Source organism: Luedemannella flava, assembly GCF_039528515.1.
In the GTDB taxonomy this organism is placed as follows: domain Bacteria; phylum Actinomycetota; class Actinomycetes; order Mycobacteriales; family Micromonosporaceae; genus Luedemannella; species Luedemannella flava.
The window spans coordinates 1-17,608 of record NZ_BAAALT010000028.1 but is presented as its reverse complement, the minus strand read 5'-3'; the positions used below and the strand labels follow the sequence as shown (position 1 = coordinate 17,608).

General features: G+C 72.1%; 15 protein-coding genes. 9 read left to right on the top strand and 6 right to left on the bottom strand.

Going from position 1 to position 17,608, the window contains the following annotated elements; all coding sequences use genetic code 11:
- Positions 1 to 86: 86 nt before the first annotated feature.
- Positions 87 to 1,577, bottom strand: a complete 1,491-nt coding sequence (locus tag ABD211_RS05705) for an aminopeptidase P family protein (protein ID WP_344126947.1) — start codon at positions 1,575 to 1,577, stop codon at positions 87 to 89.
- 55 nt (positions 1,578 to 1,632) lie between these two features.
- Here ABD211_RS05705 and asnB point away from each other — a divergent pair, with 55 nt between their 5' ends.
- The 3 genes from asnB to ABD211_RS05690 all read left to right on the top strand — a co-directional run bounded on the left by asnB (position 1,633) and on the right by ABD211_RS05690 (position 5,468).
- Positions 1,633 to 3,579 carry an asparagine synthase (glutamine-hydrolyzing) gene (asnB, locus tag ABD211_RS05700; RefSeq protein WP_344126945.1) on the top strand — a complete coding sequence of 649 codons (1,947 nt, stop codon included), beginning with the start codon at positions 1,633 to 1,635 and terminating at the stop codon, positions 3,577 to 3,579.
- Positions 3,580 to 3,629: 50 nt separating this feature from the next.
- Complete coding sequence (locus ABD211_RS05695; RefSeq protein ID WP_344126943.1) at positions 3,630 to 4,181, top strand: Uma2 family endonuclease; 552 nt, start codon at positions 3,630 to 3,632, stop codon at positions 4,179 to 4,181.
- A 753-nt stretch (positions 4,182 to 4,934) separates the two neighbouring features.
- Positions 4,935 to 5,468: a shikimate kinase gene (locus ABD211_RS05690; RefSeq protein WP_344126941.1), complete on the top strand. Its 534-nt coding sequence runs from the start codon at positions 4,935 to 4,937 to the stop codon at positions 5,466 to 5,468.
- Here ABD211_RS05690 and ABD211_RS05685 read toward each other — a convergent pair whose 3' ends face one another.
- Entirely contained in the window at positions 5,469 to 8,105 is a 2,637-nt protein-coding gene (locus ABD211_RS05685; RefSeq protein WP_344126940.1) for a bifunctional diguanylate cyclase/phosphodiesterase, read from the bottom strand. It lies immediately after the preceding gene.
- Complete coding sequence (locus ABD211_RS05680) at positions 8,102 to 9,301, bottom strand: FIST signal transduction protein (protein ID WP_344126937.1); 1,200 nt, start codon at positions 9,299 to 9,301, stop codon at positions 8,102 to 8,104. The genes ABD211_RS05685 and ABD211_RS05680 overlap by 4 nt, the downstream gene beginning before the upstream one ends.
- Positions 9,302 to 9,451: 150 nt before the next feature.
- Here ABD211_RS05680 and ABD211_RS05675 point away from each other — a divergent pair, with 150 nt between their 5' ends.
- Positions 9,452 to 9,889, top strand: coding sequence for a nitroreductase family deazaflavin-dependent oxidoreductase (locus ABD211_RS05675; protein WP_344126935.1), 438 nt, complete (start codon positions 9,452 to 9,454; stop codon positions 9,887 to 9,889).
- On the opposite strand, the gene ABD211_RS05670 is transcribed toward ABD211_RS05675, so the two are convergent.
- From ABD211_RS05670 to ABD211_RS05660, 3 genes are read right to left on the bottom strand one after another with little or no spacing between them, the layout of a single operon-like run.
- The gene (locus tag ABD211_RS05670) at positions 9,882 to 10,709 is read right to left on the bottom strand and encodes an MBL fold metallo-hydrolase (protein ID WP_344126933.1); all 828 of its coding nucleotides are present in this window, start codon (positions 10,707 to 10,709) and stop codon (positions 9,882 to 9,884) included. The genes ABD211_RS05675 and ABD211_RS05670 overlap by 8 nt on opposite strands.
- A gap of 4 nt (positions 10,710 to 10,713) precedes the next feature.
- The gene (locus ABD211_RS05665) at positions 10,714 to 11,097 is read right to left on the bottom strand and encodes a thioesterase family protein (protein WP_344126931.1); all 384 of its coding nucleotides are present in this window, start codon (positions 11,095 to 11,097) and stop codon (positions 10,714 to 10,716) included.
- Positions 11,098 to 11,107: 10 nt separating this feature from the next.
- Entirely contained in the window at positions 11,108 to 11,311 is a 204-nt protein-coding gene (locus ABD211_RS05660; protein ID WP_344126929.1) for a hypothetical protein, read from the bottom strand.
- Positions 11,312 to 11,700: 389 nt separating this feature from the next.
- On the opposite strand from ABD211_RS05660, the gene ABD211_RS05655 reads away from it, so the two are divergent.
- From ABD211_RS05655 to fabI, 5 genes are all read left to right on the top strand, one after another.
- Positions 11,701 to 12,753, top strand: a complete 1,053-nt coding sequence (locus ABD211_RS05655) for an AAA family ATPase (protein ID WP_344127089.1) — start codon at positions 11,701 to 11,703, stop codon at positions 12,751 to 12,753.
- A gap of 5 nt (positions 12,754 to 12,758) precedes the next feature.
- Positions 12,759 to 13,709: a DUF58 domain-containing protein gene (locus ABD211_RS05650; RefSeq protein WP_425560356.1), complete on the top strand. Its 951-nt coding sequence runs from the start codon at positions 12,759 to 12,761 to the stop codon at positions 13,707 to 13,709.
- Positions 13,706 to 14,659 (top strand): VWA domain-containing protein, encoded by a 954-nt coding sequence (locus tag ABD211_RS05645; RefSeq protein ID WP_344126925.1) that lies wholly within the window; start codon positions 13,706 to 13,708, stop codon positions 14,657 to 14,659. The genes ABD211_RS05650 and ABD211_RS05645 overlap by 4 nt, the downstream gene beginning before the upstream one ends.
- 460 nt (positions 14,660 to 15,119) lie before the next feature.
- A complete protein-coding gene (gene fabG / locus ABD211_RS05640; RefSeq protein ID WP_344126923.1) occupies positions 15,120 to 15,824 on the top strand; it encodes a 3-oxoacyl-ACP reductase FabG in 705 nt (234 codons plus the stop codon).
- A 28-nt stretch (positions 15,825 to 15,852) separates the two neighbouring features.
- The gene (fabI, locus tag ABD211_RS05635; protein ID WP_344126921.1) at positions 15,853 to 16,620 is read left to right on the top strand and encodes an enoyl-ACP reductase FabI; all 768 of its coding nucleotides are present in this window, start codon (positions 15,853 to 15,855) and stop codon (positions 16,618 to 16,620) included.
- The last annotated feature ends 988 nt before the right edge of the window (positions 16,621 to 17,608 follow it).

The window sequence follows — 17,608 nt, the reverse complement described above, 5'->3', positions numbered from 1 at the left end:
AGATCATGGTGCTGCCATCGATGATCACCGCGGACCGTGGCCGCCTGCCGTTATGTGTCGTCGACCCGACGCCGGGCGACCCGGTGTCAGCCGGGCAGCCGGGGCCCCGCCTCGCGCTGCTCCGCCAGCCACGACTCCACGTCGTCGGCCGTGCGCGGCAGGCCGTCGGACAGGTTGCGCGACCCGGTGGCGGTCACCAGGATGTCGTCCTCGATGCGCACGCCGATGCCGCGCAGCTCCGCCGGGACCAGCTCGTCCTCGGCCTGGAAGTACAGCCCCGGCTCGACCGTCAGCACGTAGCCCTCGGCGAGGCTGCCGTCGCGGTAGTTCTCCTTGCGGGCGTTCGCGCAGTCGTGCACGTCGAGGCCCAGCATGTGACCGAAGCCGTGCAGGGTCCACCGCTTGTAGACGTGGCTGTCCTTCGACAGCGCCTCGTCAACGGAGCAGGGCAGCAGGCCCAGATCGTGGAGGCCCTCGGCGAGGACCTTGTTGCAGGCGTCCGCGACCGCCTCGTACTTCACGCCGGGGCCGACCGCGTCGATGCCGGCCTGCTGGGAGCGGTGGACGATGTCGTACACGTCGCGCTGGACCTGGCTGAACCGGCCGTTGACCGGCACGGTGCGGGTGACGTCGGCCGTGTAGAGGTTGCGGTTCTCCACGCCCATGTCCATGAGCAGCAGCTCGCCCGGCGTCGTGTGCCCGGTGTTGCGGATCCAGTGCAGGATCGTGGCGTGCGCGCCCCCGCCGACGATCGACGAGTAGCCCAGCTCGTTGCCGTCGTGGCGGGCGCGGGTGTAGAAGACGCCGTCGATGAGCCGCTCGCTGATCGACCGGTCGGCCGGCAGGATGCGGGCCACGTCCTCGAAGCCGCGGACCGTCGCGTCGATCGCGTCCTGCAGCTGGGCGATCTCCCACTCGTCCTTGACCAGCCGCAGCTCGGACAGGACCGTGGCCAGCTCGTTGTCGCGGGTCCTGGCCTTCTCCGTGTCGTACGGCGCGACGGCCTTGTCGACCGCGGGGTCGATGCCGCGCAGCACCCGGGTCCGGCCGGGGGCGCAGTCGGCCAGCGCGGCCCGCAGGCCGGCGAAGTCGGCCGTCTCGATGCCCAGCTCGGTGGTCTTCTCCGCGAGCGTGTGCCGGCGGCCGATCCACAGCTCGCCGTAGGCGGCGTTGCGGAAGAATTCGTCGGTGTCGCGGGGCGAGCGCGGGCGCACGTACAGGACCGCGTCGTGGCCGGCGCCGTTCGGCCGCATGATCAGGACCGCGTCGGGGTCGTGCTCGCCGGTGAGGTAGACGAAGTCGGTGCCCGGCCGGAACTGGAACGTCGTGTCGTTGGCCCGGGTGTGCTCGCGGCCGGTCGGGATGACCAGCGTCTCGCCGGGGAAGGCCGCGGAGAGGGCCGCGCGACGCTTGGCGTGGTTGGGCACCTGGGGGCGCGGCGTCACGTCGAGGGGGGAGTCGGCCCAACCGGAACGCATGAAGTCGAGATACTTCTGCGGCAGGTCCGCGTCGTACGACCGGATGCCCCGCTCGCCGTCCGCTGTGACCTGGATCTCAGGCTTCTTTTCGTCGTTCATGCTGTGGCCCTCCTCCGTGACGTCATCGAGGCTACCCCGTGAAAGGATGCACGCCATGTGCGGACTGATTACCTTCGTCAGCAGCAACCGTGGCGCGAACAGCCAGCGGGATGTGATCGCACAGGCGCTGGAGACGATGCACCACCGCGGTCCGGACGAAACGGGCGTCGAGGTGGTCGGCTCGGACGTCGTCTTCGCGCACAAGCGGCTGTCGATCATCGACGTCGCGTCCAGCCATGAGCCCCTCCCGTACGCCGAGGGCCGCTACCTGCTCATCTTCAACGGTGAGATCTACAACTACATTGAACTGCGCAAACAGCTGATCCAGGAGTACGGCGCGCGGTTCGACACCTCCGGCGACGGCGAGGTGATCGTCGCGGGCTACCACCACATGGGCCCGGCGATCCTCGACCGGCTGCGGGGCATGTTCGCGTTCGTGATCTGGGACGCGCAGGAGCGCGTGGCGTTCGCTGCCCGCGATCCGTTCGGCATCAAGCCACTGCACTATCTGCGTACCAATGACGGGGTGTATTTCTCGTCCGAGAAGAAGGCGCTGCTGCCGTTCGCGCCGGCGGCCCACTCGGGCGACGAGGGGCTGGACACCGCGAACCTGTCGCACTACCTGACCCTGCAGTACGTGCCGGAGCCCGGCACGCTGCACCGGGGCGTGGCGCGGCTCGGCTCGGGGGAGTGGGTCTCGTTCCGGCCCGACACGCGTGAGGTCGACGGGGGCCGCTACTACCGGCCCGTCTTCGCGCCGCGGCCCGTGCCGCAGCCCGAGGTGCTCTACCGGCGCATCCGGGAGACGCTGCGCGAGTCGGTGCGCATGCACATGCGGGCGGACGTGCCGGTCGGCGCGTTCCTGTCCAGCGGCATCGACTCCACCGCCGTGGTGGCCCTGGCCCGCGAGTTCAACCCCAACATCCTCACGTTCACGGTCGGCTTCGACGTCCCGGGGTACTCGGAGATCGACGTGGCGCAGGAGTCCGCGCGGCACCTCGGCGTCACCACGATCCCGACCAAGATCGGGCCGCAGGACATGATGGACGCGCTGCCCAAGATCGTCTGGCACCTGGACGACCCGGTGGCCGACCCGGCGCTGGTCCCGCTCTACTACGTGGCCAAGAAGGCCGCCGAGCACGTCACCGTGGTCCTGTCCGGCGAGGGCGCCGACGAGTTCTTCGGCGGGTACACGATCTACCGCGAGCCGCTGTCGCTGTCGGCGCTGACCGGCCTGCCGGACGTGGCGCAGAAGGGTCTGCGCAACATCGCCCGCGTGATTCCGGAGGGCGTCAAGGGGCGCAGCTTCCTGGAGCGCGGCACCACCCGGCTGGAGGACCGCTACTACGGCAACGCGCGCATGTTCACCGAGGAGGAGAAGCAGCACCTCCTGCGGCGGTACGACCCGTCGGTGCGCTACACCGACGTGACGTACCCGATCTACGCCGAGGCCATGGAGCTCGACGACGTCACGAAGATGCAGTACATCGACCTGTATACCTGGCTGCGCGGCGACATCCTCGTCAAGGCCGACCGCATGTCGATGGCGCACTCGCTGGAGCTGCGGGTGCCGTTCCTCGACCGCGAGGTCTTCGACGTGGCCGCGACCATCCCGACGGAGCTCAAGCTGCCGCCGCGCTCGGCGGAGACCAAGTTCGCCATGCGCCGGGCGCTGGAGGGCGTCGTCCCGCCCGCGATCGTCAACCGCAAGAAGCTCGGCTTCCCCACCCCGACCCGGGTGTGGCTGCGCGGCGAGATGTACGACTGGGCGCACGACATCATGGCCCGCTCCGGGGCCGGGGAGCTGCTCGACCTCAACTACGCCCGGCAGCTGCTCGACGCCCACAAGCGCGAGGAGGCCGATCACTCCCGCAAGGTGTGGACTGTCCTTATTTTCTGCATCTGGCACGCCATTTTCGTCGCCCGTACGTTGGACCCTGGCGTGCAGCGTGCGCAATCCGCGCTCCTGACGAAACCAGTCGTCGGTTCGATGGTCTCGTAATCCCGAGATTGGGCACTACCATCGGTGGAGTGCCCTGAGGAGGAGCGGCCATGTTACCGACGCTGAGCGACGTGTTGACGCAACCCTTCACGCTGGAGTACGTCGCTGAGCTGTCGGCGGCCGATCCGGAGCACAGATATGAGCTCAACAGGGGAACACTAACGATCATGCCGCCGGCCGACGACGACCACAACGCGATCGTCACCGAGCTGATCGTGTGGCTCATGACGGGCCGCTTCACGGCGCGTGAAGTCCTCGCGAACTCGGGCATCCGGACGAGCCGCGACGATGGCGGCATAGGGCGCAGCCCGGACGTCATGGTGCGAATCCCCCCGATCGAGGGCGCCCGACGCACGGTCTGGCTCGACCCCGACGACGTTCTGCTGGTGGTCGAGGTCGTTTCGGCGGGCTCCGAGGATCTCGACCGCATCATCAAACCCCGCGAGTACGCCGAGGCGGGCGTCCCCTGGTTCTGGCGCGTGGAGCGCGACGGCGAGCCGACGGTGCTGGTCCACCGTCTCAACGGCGACACCTACGACCTGGTCGACATCGTCCCGCTCGACGAGCTCGTCCTCCGCCCCGCCCCCCGCCTGGACGTCTGACCCACGCCCACCCGCCCCGGGCCGCGCCCCTCGACGGGCGCCCGCGACCCGCGCCGCGCACTTGCGCCGCCAAGAGATCGCAGTGGCGGGATGGTGACGGCCAGACCTCGCTTAGGGGTCGCATCCTTTGGCGGGATGGTGACGGCCGGGCCTCGCTTAGGGGTCGCAGTGGCGGGGTCGTGGCGGCGCCAAGAGGGCGCCATTGGCGGGCGGCGTGCCGGTGCGCGTTTCACCCCTCGGGGTGCTGCCATTCGTCAAGAGGCACATGTGCACATCTGGCGAAGTCGATGACGCTTGCCCCCGCCAGATGCGCACATCTGGCGGGCCCACCGACGGTCACCTTCGCCACATGTGAACATCTGGCGGGTCAGGTACCGCCCAACGCCGCCACATGTGAACATCTGGCGGGGCGGAGGCGGCGAACCTCGCCACATGTGAACATCTGGCGGGACGCAGACATGGACGCTCGCCGGATGTGCGCATCTGGCGAGCTCCAAATGCCCGCGGGCCGCCAGATGCGCACGATTGGCGAGGCCCCAGCCTCCCGACCCCACCAGAAGTGAGCATCTGGCGGGCGGCGCCGGCCGCGCGCCCACCAGATGTGCACATGTGGCGAGACGCGGGCGCCGCGGATGTTCGCCGGCGGCGGGCGGTAGCGCGAGTCCAGCCCCCGGGGGCGGGCGGCAGTGCGGGGTCCTGGGGCGCGGCGGGGAAGGGGAGGTGGGCGCGGACGGGCGTCGATACAGTGCCGGGGTGCGGCGGGTCGTGGTGGTGGGGAACGCGGGGTCGGGGAAGACGACGCTCGGCCGGCGGCTCGGCGAGGCGCTCGGCGTGCCGTTCGTCGAGCTGGACTCGATCTTTCATCAGGAGGGCTGGCGGCCCTTGCCGGAGGACCTGTTCCGCGCCCGGGTCCTCGACATCGTCGCCGCAGACGCCTGGGTGATCGACGGGAACTACCGCGTCGTCCGCGACCTGGTGTGGGCGCGAGCGGACACGGTCGTCTGGTTCGATCTGCCCCGCCGAACGGTGATGCGGCAGGTCGTGCTGCGTACGTTGCGTCGGATGGCGACGCGGCAGGTGCTGTGGAACGGCAACCGGGAGCCGGTGTCGGGCCTGTTCCGCCTCGACCCGGAGCATTCGATCATCCGGCTGGCGTGGCTCAAGCACGCCACGTACCACGAGCGGTTCGCCGCGGCGGCCGCCGATCCCCGGTTCGCGCACCTCAGGTTTGTGCGGATCGGCTCCCGCGCGGATGCCACCACCCTGGTCGCCACCGCCGACGGGTGATCAGGCGGACTGGCGGAGCAGCAGGGTCGCCTCGTCCGGCGGCAACGGGCGGGCCAGCAGGTAGCCCTGGCCGTAGCGGCAGCCCAGCTCCAGTAACGCCGCGCGGTGCGCCTCGGTCTCGATGCCCTCGGCGACCACGTCCAGGCCGGAGGAGTCGGCGATGGCGAGGATCGCGCGGACGATGCCGCGGTCGATGTCCCGGTCGATCATGCCCGCGACGAACGACCGGTCGATCTTCAGGCGCTCGGCGGGGAAGCGCTGCAGGTAGGACAGGATCGAGTAGGACATGCCGAAGTCGTCGAGCGCGAAGTGCACCCCGGCCTCGCGCAGCGCGACGGCGCGCAGGGCCAGGTCCTCCCGGGCGTACCCGTGCTCGGTGACCTCCAGCCAGACGTCGGCGGGCGACACCCCGGCACCCTTGATGGTCTCCAGGGTGTGCGCGGCGAGGTTCTCCTGGCGCAGCTGGGCCACGGAGAGGTTCACGCTCATGTGGATGCCCGGCCACTCGTGCTGCCAGGTTGCCAGCTGCTGGCACGCCTCGGCGAGCACCCAGCTGCCGATCGGCACGATGGCCCCGGTCTCCTCGGCGAGGGGGATGAACACCTCGGGTGGGATCGGCCCGCGGGTCGGGTGCACCCAGCGCAGCAGCGCCTCGAAGCTGACCACCTCGCCCGTGTCCAGGGCGAACACCGGCTGGTAGACCAGGCGCAGCTGCCCGTCGTCGAGCGCGCGCGTGAGGTCGTTGCGCAGGTCGAGCCGGTCCAGGGAGCGGTGCGAGGCGGCCTCGTCGAAGACCTCGACCTCGCCGAGGCCCTTGGCCTTGGCCGCGTACATGGCGGCGTCGGCGTCGCGCAGCATGGCGCTCGCCGTCGTGGTGCCCCGCACGCCGTGCACGCCGCCGACGCTCGCGGACACCTGCACCTGCTCGCCCCGCAGCGTGAACGGTTGCTTCAGCGCGACCTGCACGCGCCGGCCCACCTCGGCGATGTCGGCCAGGCCGCCGACCCCGTCGAGGACGAACACGAACTCGTCGCCACCGAAGCGGGCGAGCAGGTCGGTGGGGCGTACGCAGCGGGTCAGCCGGGCGGCGACCTGCTGCAGCAGCTCGTCGCCGGCCTCGTGGCCGAGCCGGTCGTTGACCGCCTTGAACTTGTCGAGGTCGCAGAAGAGCACGCCCACCGCGGTGCCCGCGCCATGCCCGAGCGCCTCGTGCAGGCGTTGGCCGGCGAGGGTGCGGTTGGCCAGCCCGGTCAGCGGGTCGTGGGTGGCCCGCAGGCGCAGCTCCTCCTCGAGGCGCTTGCGCTCGTCGATGACCCGGGACGACAGGACGATCGAGGCGGCGTCGGCGGGGGCGGGCCGCAGCACGCTCTCCACCCAGACCCAGGTGTCGGGGCCGGCGCGTAGCCGGTACTCAATTCTGGGTTCCTGCGCGGCCTGGACCAGCGCGGTGGCGAGCGGACCGCGGTCGCCGGGGTGGGCGAGGTCGGTCAGCGACCGGCCGACCAGCGCGGACGGCTCCTGGCCGAGTTCGTGGCGGTGCGACGGGGACGCGTAGACGAAGGTGCCGCGCCGGTCGACCACGGCGATCATGTCGCTGATCGCGTCGGTGATGAGGCGCAGCCATGACTCGTTCTGCGCCAGGGCGCGGTAGAGCTCGGCGTTGGCCATCGCGGCGCCCAGGTGGCTCGCGAAGATCGTGATGACCTCGATGGCGTCCTGCCGGAACAGCCGGGGCCGGTCGCTGGCGGTGCCGAGCAGCGCGACCACCGCCCCGTCACGGATGACGGGGACGCACAGCACCTGGTCGGCGGTGCCGGCGCCGCCGCAGTACGGCGTGCCGGACAGGGCGGCGCCCCACGCCGGGAGCGCGGCGACCGGTCGGGGCCACCCGGTCACCTCGGCGGCGGAGAGCCCGTGCTGGGCGCGCAGGGCCGCCTCCGCGCCGGCGATCGTCACGATCCAGGCCCGGTCGGTCTGCGCCAGGTCCGTCAGCAGGTCCACGGCCTCGGCCAGCAGCGGCCGCAGGTCGAGGTGGCGGGCCAGCCGGTGGCCGGACTGGGCGAGCCGTTCCAGCGCGACGCCGCGCTCGCTGGCCGCGACCGCCGAGGCCATCCGGTAGCCCACGGAGGTGAGCACCTGCAGCTCGGCGTCGCTGAACGGGGCGCCGCTGCGGCGGTAGAGCAGCAGCAGCTCCGCGCGCGGCTCCGGCTCGGCCGACAGCGGCAGCCACACGGCCGAGCGCAGGCCGATGCCGGCGAGCGAGGGCGGCACGTCCGCAGCGGCCAGCGGCTCGCGGACGACGGGTTCGCCGCGGGCGATCGCCTCGGCGGCGGCGGACCCGAGCGTCCACTCGCCGCGGAACGCCGGGTCGTCCTCGGGCAGGCCGCACGAGCTGGTCACGAGCAGCCGGTCGCCGGCCACCTCGGCGACCGCCGTGACGTCCGCGGAGAAGACCTCGGACAGGGCGGTGAGGGCCCGGTCGATGAGGTCCTCGGGTGAGGAGGGGGTGCCGATGACGGTGAGCAGCCGGATGAGCCGGGTGGTGTCGCGGTAGGCGTCGCGGACGGCGAGGCTGGCGGCGGCGAGCTGTTCCTGCGGGTCGGCCTCCTCCTCCGGCCCGGAGATCGCGAACTTCACAGGATCACGGCCGCGATCGTGGCGTTGTGGTAGCCCACCACGCTCGTGGTCCGGGCGAACTCGCCGTACGTGTAGAAGCCGAACGTGGGCACCGTGCCGGCGACCGCCTGCAGCCGGCGGGCCTCCTCGGCGCCGCGCCCGGCCAGGATGTCGAGCCGCGCCACGCAGCTGAACACGAGCGCGACGCTGGCGTCCGGGCGGTCGAGGGCGGCGGCGAGCGTGGCGTCGCCGACGTCGAGCAGGTCGTCGGGGCCGCACGAGACGACCTGCACCGCCGCGTACGGCGGCAGGGGGGCGAACGTGCGCAGCTGACCGTCGTCGTCGACGAACGCGCCCCGGATGAGCAGCGAGCCGTCGGGTTGGATCAGGCCGAACGCGTGCGCCGAGTGGTAGCCGCCGCCGCGGTCGCTGTCGATCTCGTCGGCGGCGTCGTCGTACCGGAAGTGCTCCCGGTAGACCTCCAGGGCGGGGCGCCCGCTGATCTCGCGCACCACCGGCCCGTCGACGCCGGTGACGAGCAGGGGCAGGCCGGTGGGCTGCCAGCCGTGGCCGGAGACGACGGTGAGCGGGCGCGGCGAGCCGATCCACACAGCCACCGCCGCGTCGGTGAGCACCCGGTCGTCGCGCAGCACGAACGTCCGGGCCAGGCGCCGGTCGTCGCCGGCCGCCCCGACGACGACGGGCACCGCGACGCCGGTGACCCGGTGGATGCCGTTGAGCAGCTCCTGCTGGTCGCCGGTGAGACCGTCGGAGAGGACGAGCAGCGCCTCGTGCGGCATGCGGTCGGCCCCGGCGGCCGCGCGGGCGGCCCGGGCCAGGTCGCGGCCGGCGTGGAACGAGTCCGCCCCGACGCCGGTCACCGACGCCACGCCGAACCGGTGCCCGTCGCCCGCGAGTGCCAGCACGGCGAGCCCCTGGTCGGGCGGGGTGAGGGTGCCCGCGTGCAGGTGGCCGCTGCTGCTCGCGCCGGCGAGCGGGGCGCCGCCGGTGACGGCGTTGACGCCGGCGAGGACGGCCGCCAGGTCGTAGCGCACGGAGGCGAAGACGAGGACGAGGTCGGGTCGACGACCGTCGAGGGCGGCGCACGCGGCCCGCGCGTCGTCGGCGCCGGCCTGGCGCGCGGCCGCGACCTCGCTCGCGCCGATGCCGGCCCGCAGCCGGTCGGCGACGGCCACCGGCGCCCGTTCGTCACCCATCGCGATGAGACTACTACCGCCGCGTTGTCGACACAGGGGCCAAATCCGGCGCTCTGCGGCGGTCAGAGCTGCTGTGATAAGGATGTACCTGATCGCGCCCGCATTGAGCTTCAAGAATTTCGCCGATTTTCGCACTATGTGAGGCTTTGGATGACTGATCTGCGCCAACCGACCGACCCGTCACCGGGTTGGCAGCTCGACCACCTCAAGGAGTACGTCGAGTCCGACGGCGAGCATGGCCACATCTGGATGGGTGTGCCGTGCCTCCTGCTCACCACGAAGGGCCGCCGCTCGGGCATCGCCCGCCGGACCCCGCTGATCTACGGCGAGGACGCCGGCCGCTACCTGCTCGTGGCCAGCAAGGGCGGCAGCCCCGACCACCCGGCGTGGTACCTCAACCTCGACGCCGACCCGCGCGTGCTCGTGCAGGTCAAGGACGAGGTGTTCGAGGCCGACGCGCACACCGCCACGGGCGCGGAGCGGGCCCGGCTGTGGCGGGAGATGACGAAGATCTGGCCGGACTACGACACGTACCAGACCAAGACCGACCGGGAGATCCCCGTCGTGGTGCTGACCCGGGTCAGCTGAGCCCGGCCAGCTCCGCGTAGCCCCGGCGCACCGCGATGAGCGACTGCGTCGGGCCGAACGTGGCCCTCGCGGCCACCGCCTCCATCGGCGCCCCGTCGAGGTGCCCGTCGCGGATGAGCCACGCCAGCTCGGTCAGCTCGGCGTGCTGCGCCCGGACGAACCCGGCGTCGGTGACGGCGCCGTGCCCGGGGACGAACACCGTGCCGGGGCCGGTGTCCGCGATCAGCGCGGCCAGCGTCTCGGGCCAGTCCAGGGGGTACGCGTCGTCGAAGCACGGCGGGGCGCCCACCTCGACGAGGTCACCGGCGACGACCACGTCGACGTCGTCAACCCGGGCCACGAGGTCGCCCTCGGTGTGGCCGCGGCCCAGGTGGCGCAGCGTCACCGTGCGGCCGCCGATGTCGAGCACGGTCAGGGAGTGCACGAGCCGGTCGGGCGGCACCACGGTGACCGCGAGGACCTCCTCGGCGAGCTCCGGGTGAGCGGCGAGGCACTCGTCGTAGGCCTCCCGGCGCAGCCGCTCGGGGTGTTCGCGCAGCTCGGTGACGACGGCCTCGTGGGCCCAGATCGCGGTGCCCGGCGAGGCGGCGGCGAGGGTGGCGTTGCCGAAGGTGTGGTCGAAGTGGTGGTGCGTGTTGACCAGCACGAGCGGCAGCGGGCTGACCCGCCGCGTGGCGGCCAGCAGCTCCTCGGCCTGGCCCACGGTGGACAGCGTGTCGACGACCACGACGGCCTCGCCGCCGACGACGACCGTGGCGTTCACGTCGAAGTGCGGCTGGCGCAGCACGTGCACCCCGGCGGCGATCTCGGTGAACGTCATGGCGTCACGCCCCGGTCGCCCGCTGGACGAACGTCTGCCGGTCGACGATGACCCGCTCGACCCGGCCGCGGGCGGCCACCGTGTCTCCGTCGTGGACGGTCACCTCGAAGACGAGCCGGCGACCCTCCGCCTCGAGCAGCGTGGCGACGGCGCGCACGGTGCGCCCGACCGGGGTGGGCGCGAGGTGTTCCAGCTCCACCCGGGTGCCGACGGTCGTCAGGCCGGGCTCCAGCGTGCCGGCGGTCGCGGCCACCGTGGCGGCCTCCGCCAGGGCCAGCGCGCGCGGCGTGCCGAGCACCGGGACGTCGCCCGAGCCCAGCTCCTGCGCGGTGTCGGCCTCGCCCACCGTCAGCTCCACCCCGGCGCGGGCGCCCACCCTCACTCCCATAGCTGGCAGCCTACGGCGTCGCGGGCAGTCGGGTGACGTCGCGCAGGAAGCCCCGGGCGGACAGGAAGTCGCCGAGGTGCTCGCGGTGGGCGTCGCAGGCGAGCCAGACCTTGCGCCGGTCGGGGGTGTGCAGCTTCGGGTTGTTCCAGGCCAGCGACCACGAGGCGGTCGCACGGCAGCCCTTGGCGGAACAGAGGAGTTCGTCGGCATCCATCACCGCGAGTGTCGCACTCGAGCGGTTGGACGAATAGGACGCCGGGCGGCCACGGGGGAAGCCGCCCGGCGTCGTTCGAAATGTTATCCCGCGCGCGGGGTGCGTGCTAGGGGTAGCCGATGACCGTTTGGCTTGTTGCTGGCGCCGGAATGGGGGGTCTGGTGCCGGCGTGGACACGCTGCTGTATCCCAGTCACTATGGGCGATATGCGCTAAGTTGATCTTAGTCGTTCCGTGAGGGACCGGCAGCGCGGTGTGGCAACGCCTACGCCCGCTGGTTCCCGCGTGAAAGGCTGTGCACGTCCGTAGCTGTCACCGTGAAGCCGTGGGGGACCCGTGAGCGAGATCGAGAAGCCCGAGCCGCAACCCGAGCCGACGGCGCCGCCCGGGATGACCCCGGCGCAGGCCGCCACCGTGCTGGAGCGGGTGCTGTTCGAGGTCAAGCGGGTGATCGTCGGCCAGGACCGGATGATCGAGCGGATGCTCGTGGCGATCCTCGCGCGCGGGCACTGCCTGCTGGAGGGCGTGCCCGGCGTGGCCAAGACCCTCGCGGTCGAGACCCTCGCCACGGTGGTCGGCGGCAGCTTCGCGCGCATCCAGTTCACCCCCGACCTGGTGCCCGCCGACATCATCGGCACCCGCATCTACCGGCAGTCCAGCGAGAAGTTCGACGTCGAGCTGGGCCCGGTGTTCGTGAACTTCCTACTCGCCGACGAGATCAACCGGGCCCCCGCCAAGGTGCAGTCGGCGCTGCTGGAGGTCATGGCCGAGCAGCACGTCTCCATCGGCGGACAGCGCTTCGACGTGCCGCTGCCGTTTCTCGTCATGGCCACCCAGAACCCGATCGAGCAGGAGGGCGTCTACCCCCTGCCGGAGGCCCAGCGCGACCGGTTCCTGCTCAAGATCGTTGTGGGGTACCCGAGCGACGTCGAGGAACGCGAGATCGTCTACCGGATGGGCGTGCGCGCGCCGCTCCCCGAGAAGATCCTCACCGGCGACCAGCTCATCAGCCTGCAGGAACTCGCCGACCGGGTGTTCGTGCACAACGCGCTCGTCGACTACGCGGTGCGCCTCGTCTTCGCCACCCGGGAGCCCGCCGCGCACAACCTGCCCGACGTGGCCCAGCTCATCCAGTACGGCGCGAGCCCGCGCGCCTCGCTCGGCATCGTCCGCGCGGCCCGGGCGCTGGCGCTGATGCGCGGGCGCGACTACGCCCTGCCGCAGGACATCGTCGACGTGGCGCCCGACATCCTGCGCCACCGCCTGGTGCTCAGCTACGACGCCCTCGCCGACGACGTCTCCGCCGACCACATCGTCGGCCGGGTGCTCGCCGCCGTGCCCGAGCCGGTCGTCGCTCCCCGGCAGAGCGCGTCCCCGGCGGCGACCGCCGGTGTGGGCGGCCCGCCGCCCGCCCTGCCCCAGCTGCAGTGGCCGGGTCAGTGAGTCCGGTGCGCCGACCACCGACCCAGCGGGGCGCGCCGCCCGGCGCGGGCCTCCCGCTGGGCGCGGACCGCGCGCGGGCCACCCTCAACCGGCTGCAGCTGCTGGTCACCCGCCGCCTCGACGGCCTGTTGCAGGGCGACTACCTGGGCCTGCTGCCCGGTCCGGGCAGCGAGCCGGGCGAGTCCCGGGAGTACCGGCCCGGCGACGACGTGCGCCGGATGGACTGGCCGGTGACCGCCCGCACCACCGTGCCGCACGTGCGGCAGACCATCGCCGACCGTGAACTGGAGACCTGGCTCGCCGTCGACCTGTCCGCGAGCCTCGACTTCGGCACCGCCCGCAGCCTCAAGCGCGACCTCGTGATCGCCGCCGCCGCGGCCGTCGCCCACCTCACGGTCCGCGGCGGCAACCGGATCGGGGCGGTCGTCGGCACCCACGGTCAGTTGCGCCGGCTGCCGGCGCGGCCGGGTCGTAAGGAGGCGCAGGGCCTGCTCAAGGCGCTCGCCGACACGCAGCCGCGGCCCGGGCGGGCCGACCTCGGCGAGCTGATCGACGCGCTCAACCGGCCGCCCCGCCGGCGCGGGCAGGCCGTGGTGGTCTCCGACTTCCTCGCCGACCCCGCGACCTGGGGGCGGCAGCTGCGCAAGCTCGCCGTTCGGCACGACGTACTCGCGATCGAGGTTCTTGATCCGCGGGAGCTGGAGCTGACCAACGTCGGGGTGCTCATGGTGGCCGACCCGGAGACGGGGGCCGTGCACGAGGTGCAGACGGCCGACCCCAGGGTGCGGGCCGCGTACGCGGCGGGCGCCGCCGCGCAGCGCACCGCTATCGCGTCCGCGATCCGCGCGGCCGGCGCCGCCCACCTGCGCCTGCGGACGGACTCCGACTGGCTGCTGGATATCGTCAAGTTCGTGGCCGCCGCCCGACACGCCCGCACCAGGGGGACCACCCGATGATCCGATTCCTGTCACCGTGGTGGCTCCTCGCGGTCCTGCCGGTCGTCGCGCTCGCCGGCGTGTACGTGTGGCGTCAGCGCAACCGGCGGGCGTACGCGGTGCGGTTCTCCAACGTGGACCTGCTGCGCACCGTGGCGCCCAGGGGCATCGGCCCGGTGCGCCGGCACGCGCCCGCCGTGGCGTTCCTGCTGGCGCTGCTCGTGATGGCGGTGTCGCTGGCCCGGCCGTCGATCGACCGCAAGGAGCCGCTGGAGCGCGCCACGATCATGCTGGCGATCGACGTGTCGCTGTCCATGCAGGCCACCGACGTGCGGCCGAGCCGCATCGTGGCCGCGCAGGAGGCCGCCAAGCAGTTCGTGGAGCAGCTGCCCGAGGCGTTCAACGTCGGCGTGGTGGCGTTCGCGAAGTCGGCAAACGTCGTGGTGTCCCCGACGAAGGACCGCGACTCGGTGACCCAGGCGATCGGCAACCTGCAGCTCGCCGAGGCCACCGCCACCGGCGAGGCCGTGTTCACCTGCCTCGAGGCGATCTCCGGCGTGCCGGCGGACGGCGCGCAGGGCGCCCCGCCGGCGCGGATCGTGCTGCTCTCCGACGGCTACCGCACGTACGGGCGCTCCATCGAGGAGGCGGCGAGCGCGGCGTCGACGGCGAACGTGCCGGTGTCGACGATCGCGTTCGGCACCGACGAGGGCGTCGTCGAGATCAACGGGCAGGCGCAGCGGGTGCCCGTCGACCGGGTGTCGCTGCAGCAGTTGGCCGAGACGACGAAGGGTCAGTTCTACGAGGCGGCGTCGAAGGAGGCCCTGCGGCGCGTGTACGCCGACATGGGCAGCTCGATCGGCTACCGCACGAAGCCGCAGGAGATCGCGCAGTGGTTCATCGGCGTCGCGCTGCTGTTCGCGTTCGCGGCGGCGGGGATGACGCTGCTGTGGACCTCGCGACTGTTGTGACGCTCAGTGGGTGCTGACCATCACGAAGACGGCGAGGACCCAGATCGCGGCGAGGGTGAACCCCAGCGGGGCGGTGTAACGGCGCATGGACGCACTCCCGGGCTCGAGGCGTCGCGTGGTGGGGCGACGCCGCGTGTGCAATGGCGTGGGGGAGTGTCGTGGCGCGGGCGCTCGACGCGGAGCCGGTCGGCTCAGCGGAGGACGGAGTCGGCCCGGCCACGACTGGGAGGATCGCTATCTCGCACAGCGATCACCTCCGAAGGTCGGGCGCGAGTACAGGCCGGATCGCCGATATCGTACATGTTCCATGGCAGGGCGATGATCGCCCGTTGGCGTCGGATGTCCTCATCCGTTCGGCGACACGCGGGCGACGTTCGACCATCGGGACCCTTGTTATCGCTTACTTGGCGGTAACACCTAGTCTCCACCAGGAGATTCGATGACGCGCAAGGAGGCAGCGGTGGCACGCACCGTTCTGGTGACCGGTGGCAACCGGGGGATCGGCCTGGCCATCGCGGAGGCCTTCGCCAAGCAGGGCGACCGCGTCGCCATCACCCACCGCGGCTCCGGCGCGCCGGCGGGCATGTTCGGCGTGACCTGCGACGTCACCGATCCCGCGGCGGTCGACGCGGCGTTTGCGGCCGTCGAGGCGGAGCTCGGCCCGGTCGAGGTGCTCGTCGCCAACGCCGGCATCACCGACGACACGCTGCTCATGCGCATGAGCGAGGAGCAGTTCGACCGCGTCCTCGACACGAACCTCACCGGCTCGTGGCGGTTCGCCAAGCGCGCCGCCACCAAGATGATGCGCGCCCGCTGGGGCCGCATGATCTTCATCTCGTCCGTGGTCGGCCTGTCCGGCGGCGCGGGCCAGGTCAACTACGCGGCCAGCAAGGCCGGTCTGGTGGGCGTCGCCCGCTCGATCGCCCGCGAGCTGGGCAGCCGCAACGTCACCGCGAACGTCGTCGCGCCCGGCTTCATCGCCACCGACATGACGGCCGCGCTCCCCGAGGCGCGCCGCGAGGAGATCCTCAAGAGCATCCCGGCCGGCCGGCTCGCCGACCCCGAGGAGGTCGCGGCCGTCGTGACCTGGCTCGCCAGCGACTCGGCGGGCTACGTCACCGGCGCGGTCATCCCGGTCGACGGCGGCCTGGGCATGGGCCACTGATCAACGAGTACGACTAAAGGAGCTTCACGTGTCAGGACTGCTCGCCGGCAAGCGGCTGCTGATCACCGGGATCATCACCGACCAGTCGATCGCCTTCTCGGCCGCGAAGATCGCCCAGGACGAGGGCGCCGAGGTCGTGCTGACCGGCTTCGGCCGGCTGTCCCTCGTGGAGCGGATCGCCAAGCGGCTGCCCAAGGAGGCGCCGGTCATCGAGTTGGACGTGAGCAACAAGGAGCACCTGGACGGGCTGGCCGACAAGGTGCGCGAGCACGTCGACGGCCTGGACGGCGTGCTGCACTCGATCGGCTTCGCGCCGCAGTCGTGCCTCGGCGGGGGGTTCCTCGACGCGCCGTGGGAGGACGTGGCCACCGCGCTGCAGATCTCGACGTACTCGTACAAGTCGCTCGCGATGGCGTGCCTGCCGCTCATGCGGCGGGGCGGGTCGATCGTCGGCCTGACGTTCGACGCCACCAAGGCGTGGCCGGTCTACGACTGGATGGGCGTGGCCAAGGCCGGGCTGGAGTCGGCGAACCGCTACCTGGCGCTGCACCTGGGCAAGCAGGGCATCCGGTCCAACCTCGTGTCGGCCGGCCCGCTGCGCACCATGGCTGCCAAGTCCATCCCCGGCTTCGAGCAGTTCGAGGAGTCGTGGCAGCAGCGCGCGCCGCTCGGCTGGGATCTCACCGACCAGGAGCCGACCGCCCGGGCGATCCTCGCGCTGCTGTCCGACTGGTTCCCCGCGACGACCGGCGAGGTCATCCACGTCGACGGGGGATATCACGCTCTAGGTGCCTAAATCTCCATAATTTTAGATGCCGGCCGGGCGCCAATGCCCGACCGGCATCTTTATGCCCTTTTAGATGGGTGCTCCAGCTTTTGTCCGATATGGTGGCAAATGACCTATCGGACGACCTGGAGCACCCATGGGCAAGTCGCGATCGCTGCGCCGTTCAGCGCAGGCGCGCGTCGCCTCAAGCCTCAGCTCGGTGCTCCTGGCTGCCGTGTTCGCGCCGCCCGCGGTGGCGGCCGCGCCGCCCCCGGATTCCCGTACCGCGTGGGCTGCCGAGAGGTCGCCGGTCGGCCCCCAGGGCTACCAGCTGCCTGCGAGCGACAGCGGCTCCGTATACCTGGGCCCCCAGCACTGGCACCTGGATACGGCCGGCGGCCTCGACAGGCTTGGTCCGCAAGGTCCGCAGGGCGTCCCCGGACCCCGGGGCGCACAAGGCCCGCAGGGTCCACCCGGGTACGGAGCATGCACGCCGGACGGTAAGGGTGCGTGTGCGCCCGGCGCCGGCGTCCAAGGCCCGCAGGGCGCCCCGGGCCCGGCCGGTCCTCAGGGCAGGCCGGGCGAAGTTCCGTTACCAGTGGAGGCGCCTCCGGAGCCAGGTCCGTCGGGGCCCCAAGGTCCACCCGGTCCGTCTGGGCCTCCCGGTCCGTCTGGGCCTCCCGGTCCGTCCGGCTCCGGGTTCGGTGGCTCGCAAGGGCCCCAAGGCCCCCGAGGTGCGGTAGGCCCCCAGGGTGCTTCCGGCGAGATCGGTCCGCAGGGCGCAACCGGTCCTCAGGGTGCGCAGGGCACAGTTGGTCCGCAGGGCTTCCAGGGCGACGCCGGTCCGCAGGGCGCGACGGGTGCGCAGGGTGCGACCGGTTCGCAGGGTCCGCAGGGTTTCCAAGGCGACGGTGGTCCGCAGGGTGCGACGGGCGCCCAGGGCGCAACCGGTCCTCAGGGTGCGCAGGGCACAGTTGGTCCGCAGGGCTTCCAGGGCGACGCCGGTCCGCAGGGCGCG

What these genes read in the sequence shown, in the direction of transcription:
- ABD211_RS05660 (WP_344126929.1), bottom strand. Translation starts at nt 11,311, where the DNA reads ATGGATGCCGACGAACTCCTCTGTTCCGCCAAGGGCTGCCGTGCGACC.
- ABD211_RS05665 (WP_344126931.1), bottom strand. Translation starts at nt 11,097, where the DNA reads ATGGGAGTGAGGGTGGGCGCCCGCGCCGGGGTGGAGCTGACGGTGGGC.
- ABD211_RS05645 (WP_344126925.1), top strand. Translation starts at nt 13,706, where the DNA reads ATGATCCGATTCCTGTCACCGTGGTGGCTCCTCGCGGTCCTGCCGGTC.
- ABD211_RS05695 (WP_344126943.1), top strand. Translation starts at nt 3,630, where the DNA reads ATGTTACCGACGCTGAGCGACGTGTTGACGCAACCCTTCACGCTGGAG.
- ABD211_RS05680 (WP_344126937.1), bottom strand. Translation starts at nt 9,301, where the DNA reads ATGGGTGACGAACGGGCGCCGGTGGCCGTCGCCGACCGGCTGCGGGCC.
- ABD211_RS05705 (WP_344126947.1), bottom strand. Translation starts at nt 1,577, where the DNA reads ATGAACGACGAAAAGAAGCCTGAGATCCAGGTCACAGCGGACGGCGAG.
- ABD211_RS05655 (WP_344127089.1), top strand. Translation starts at nt 11,701, where the DNA reads ATGACCCCGGCGCAGGCCGCCACCGTGCTGGAGCGGGTGCTGTTCGAG.
- asnB (WP_344126945.1), top strand. Translation starts at nt 1,633, where the DNA reads ATGTGCGGACTGATTACCTTCGTCAGCAGCAACCGTGGCGCGAACAGC.
- ABD211_RS05670 (WP_344126933.1), bottom strand. Translation starts at nt 10,709, where the DNA reads ATGACGTTCACCGAGATCGCCGCCGGGGTGCACGTGCTGCGCCAGCCG.
- ABD211_RS05675 (WP_344126935.1), top strand. Translation starts at nt 9,452, where the DNA reads ATGACTGATCTGCGCCAACCGACCGACCCGTCACCGGGTTGGCAGCTC.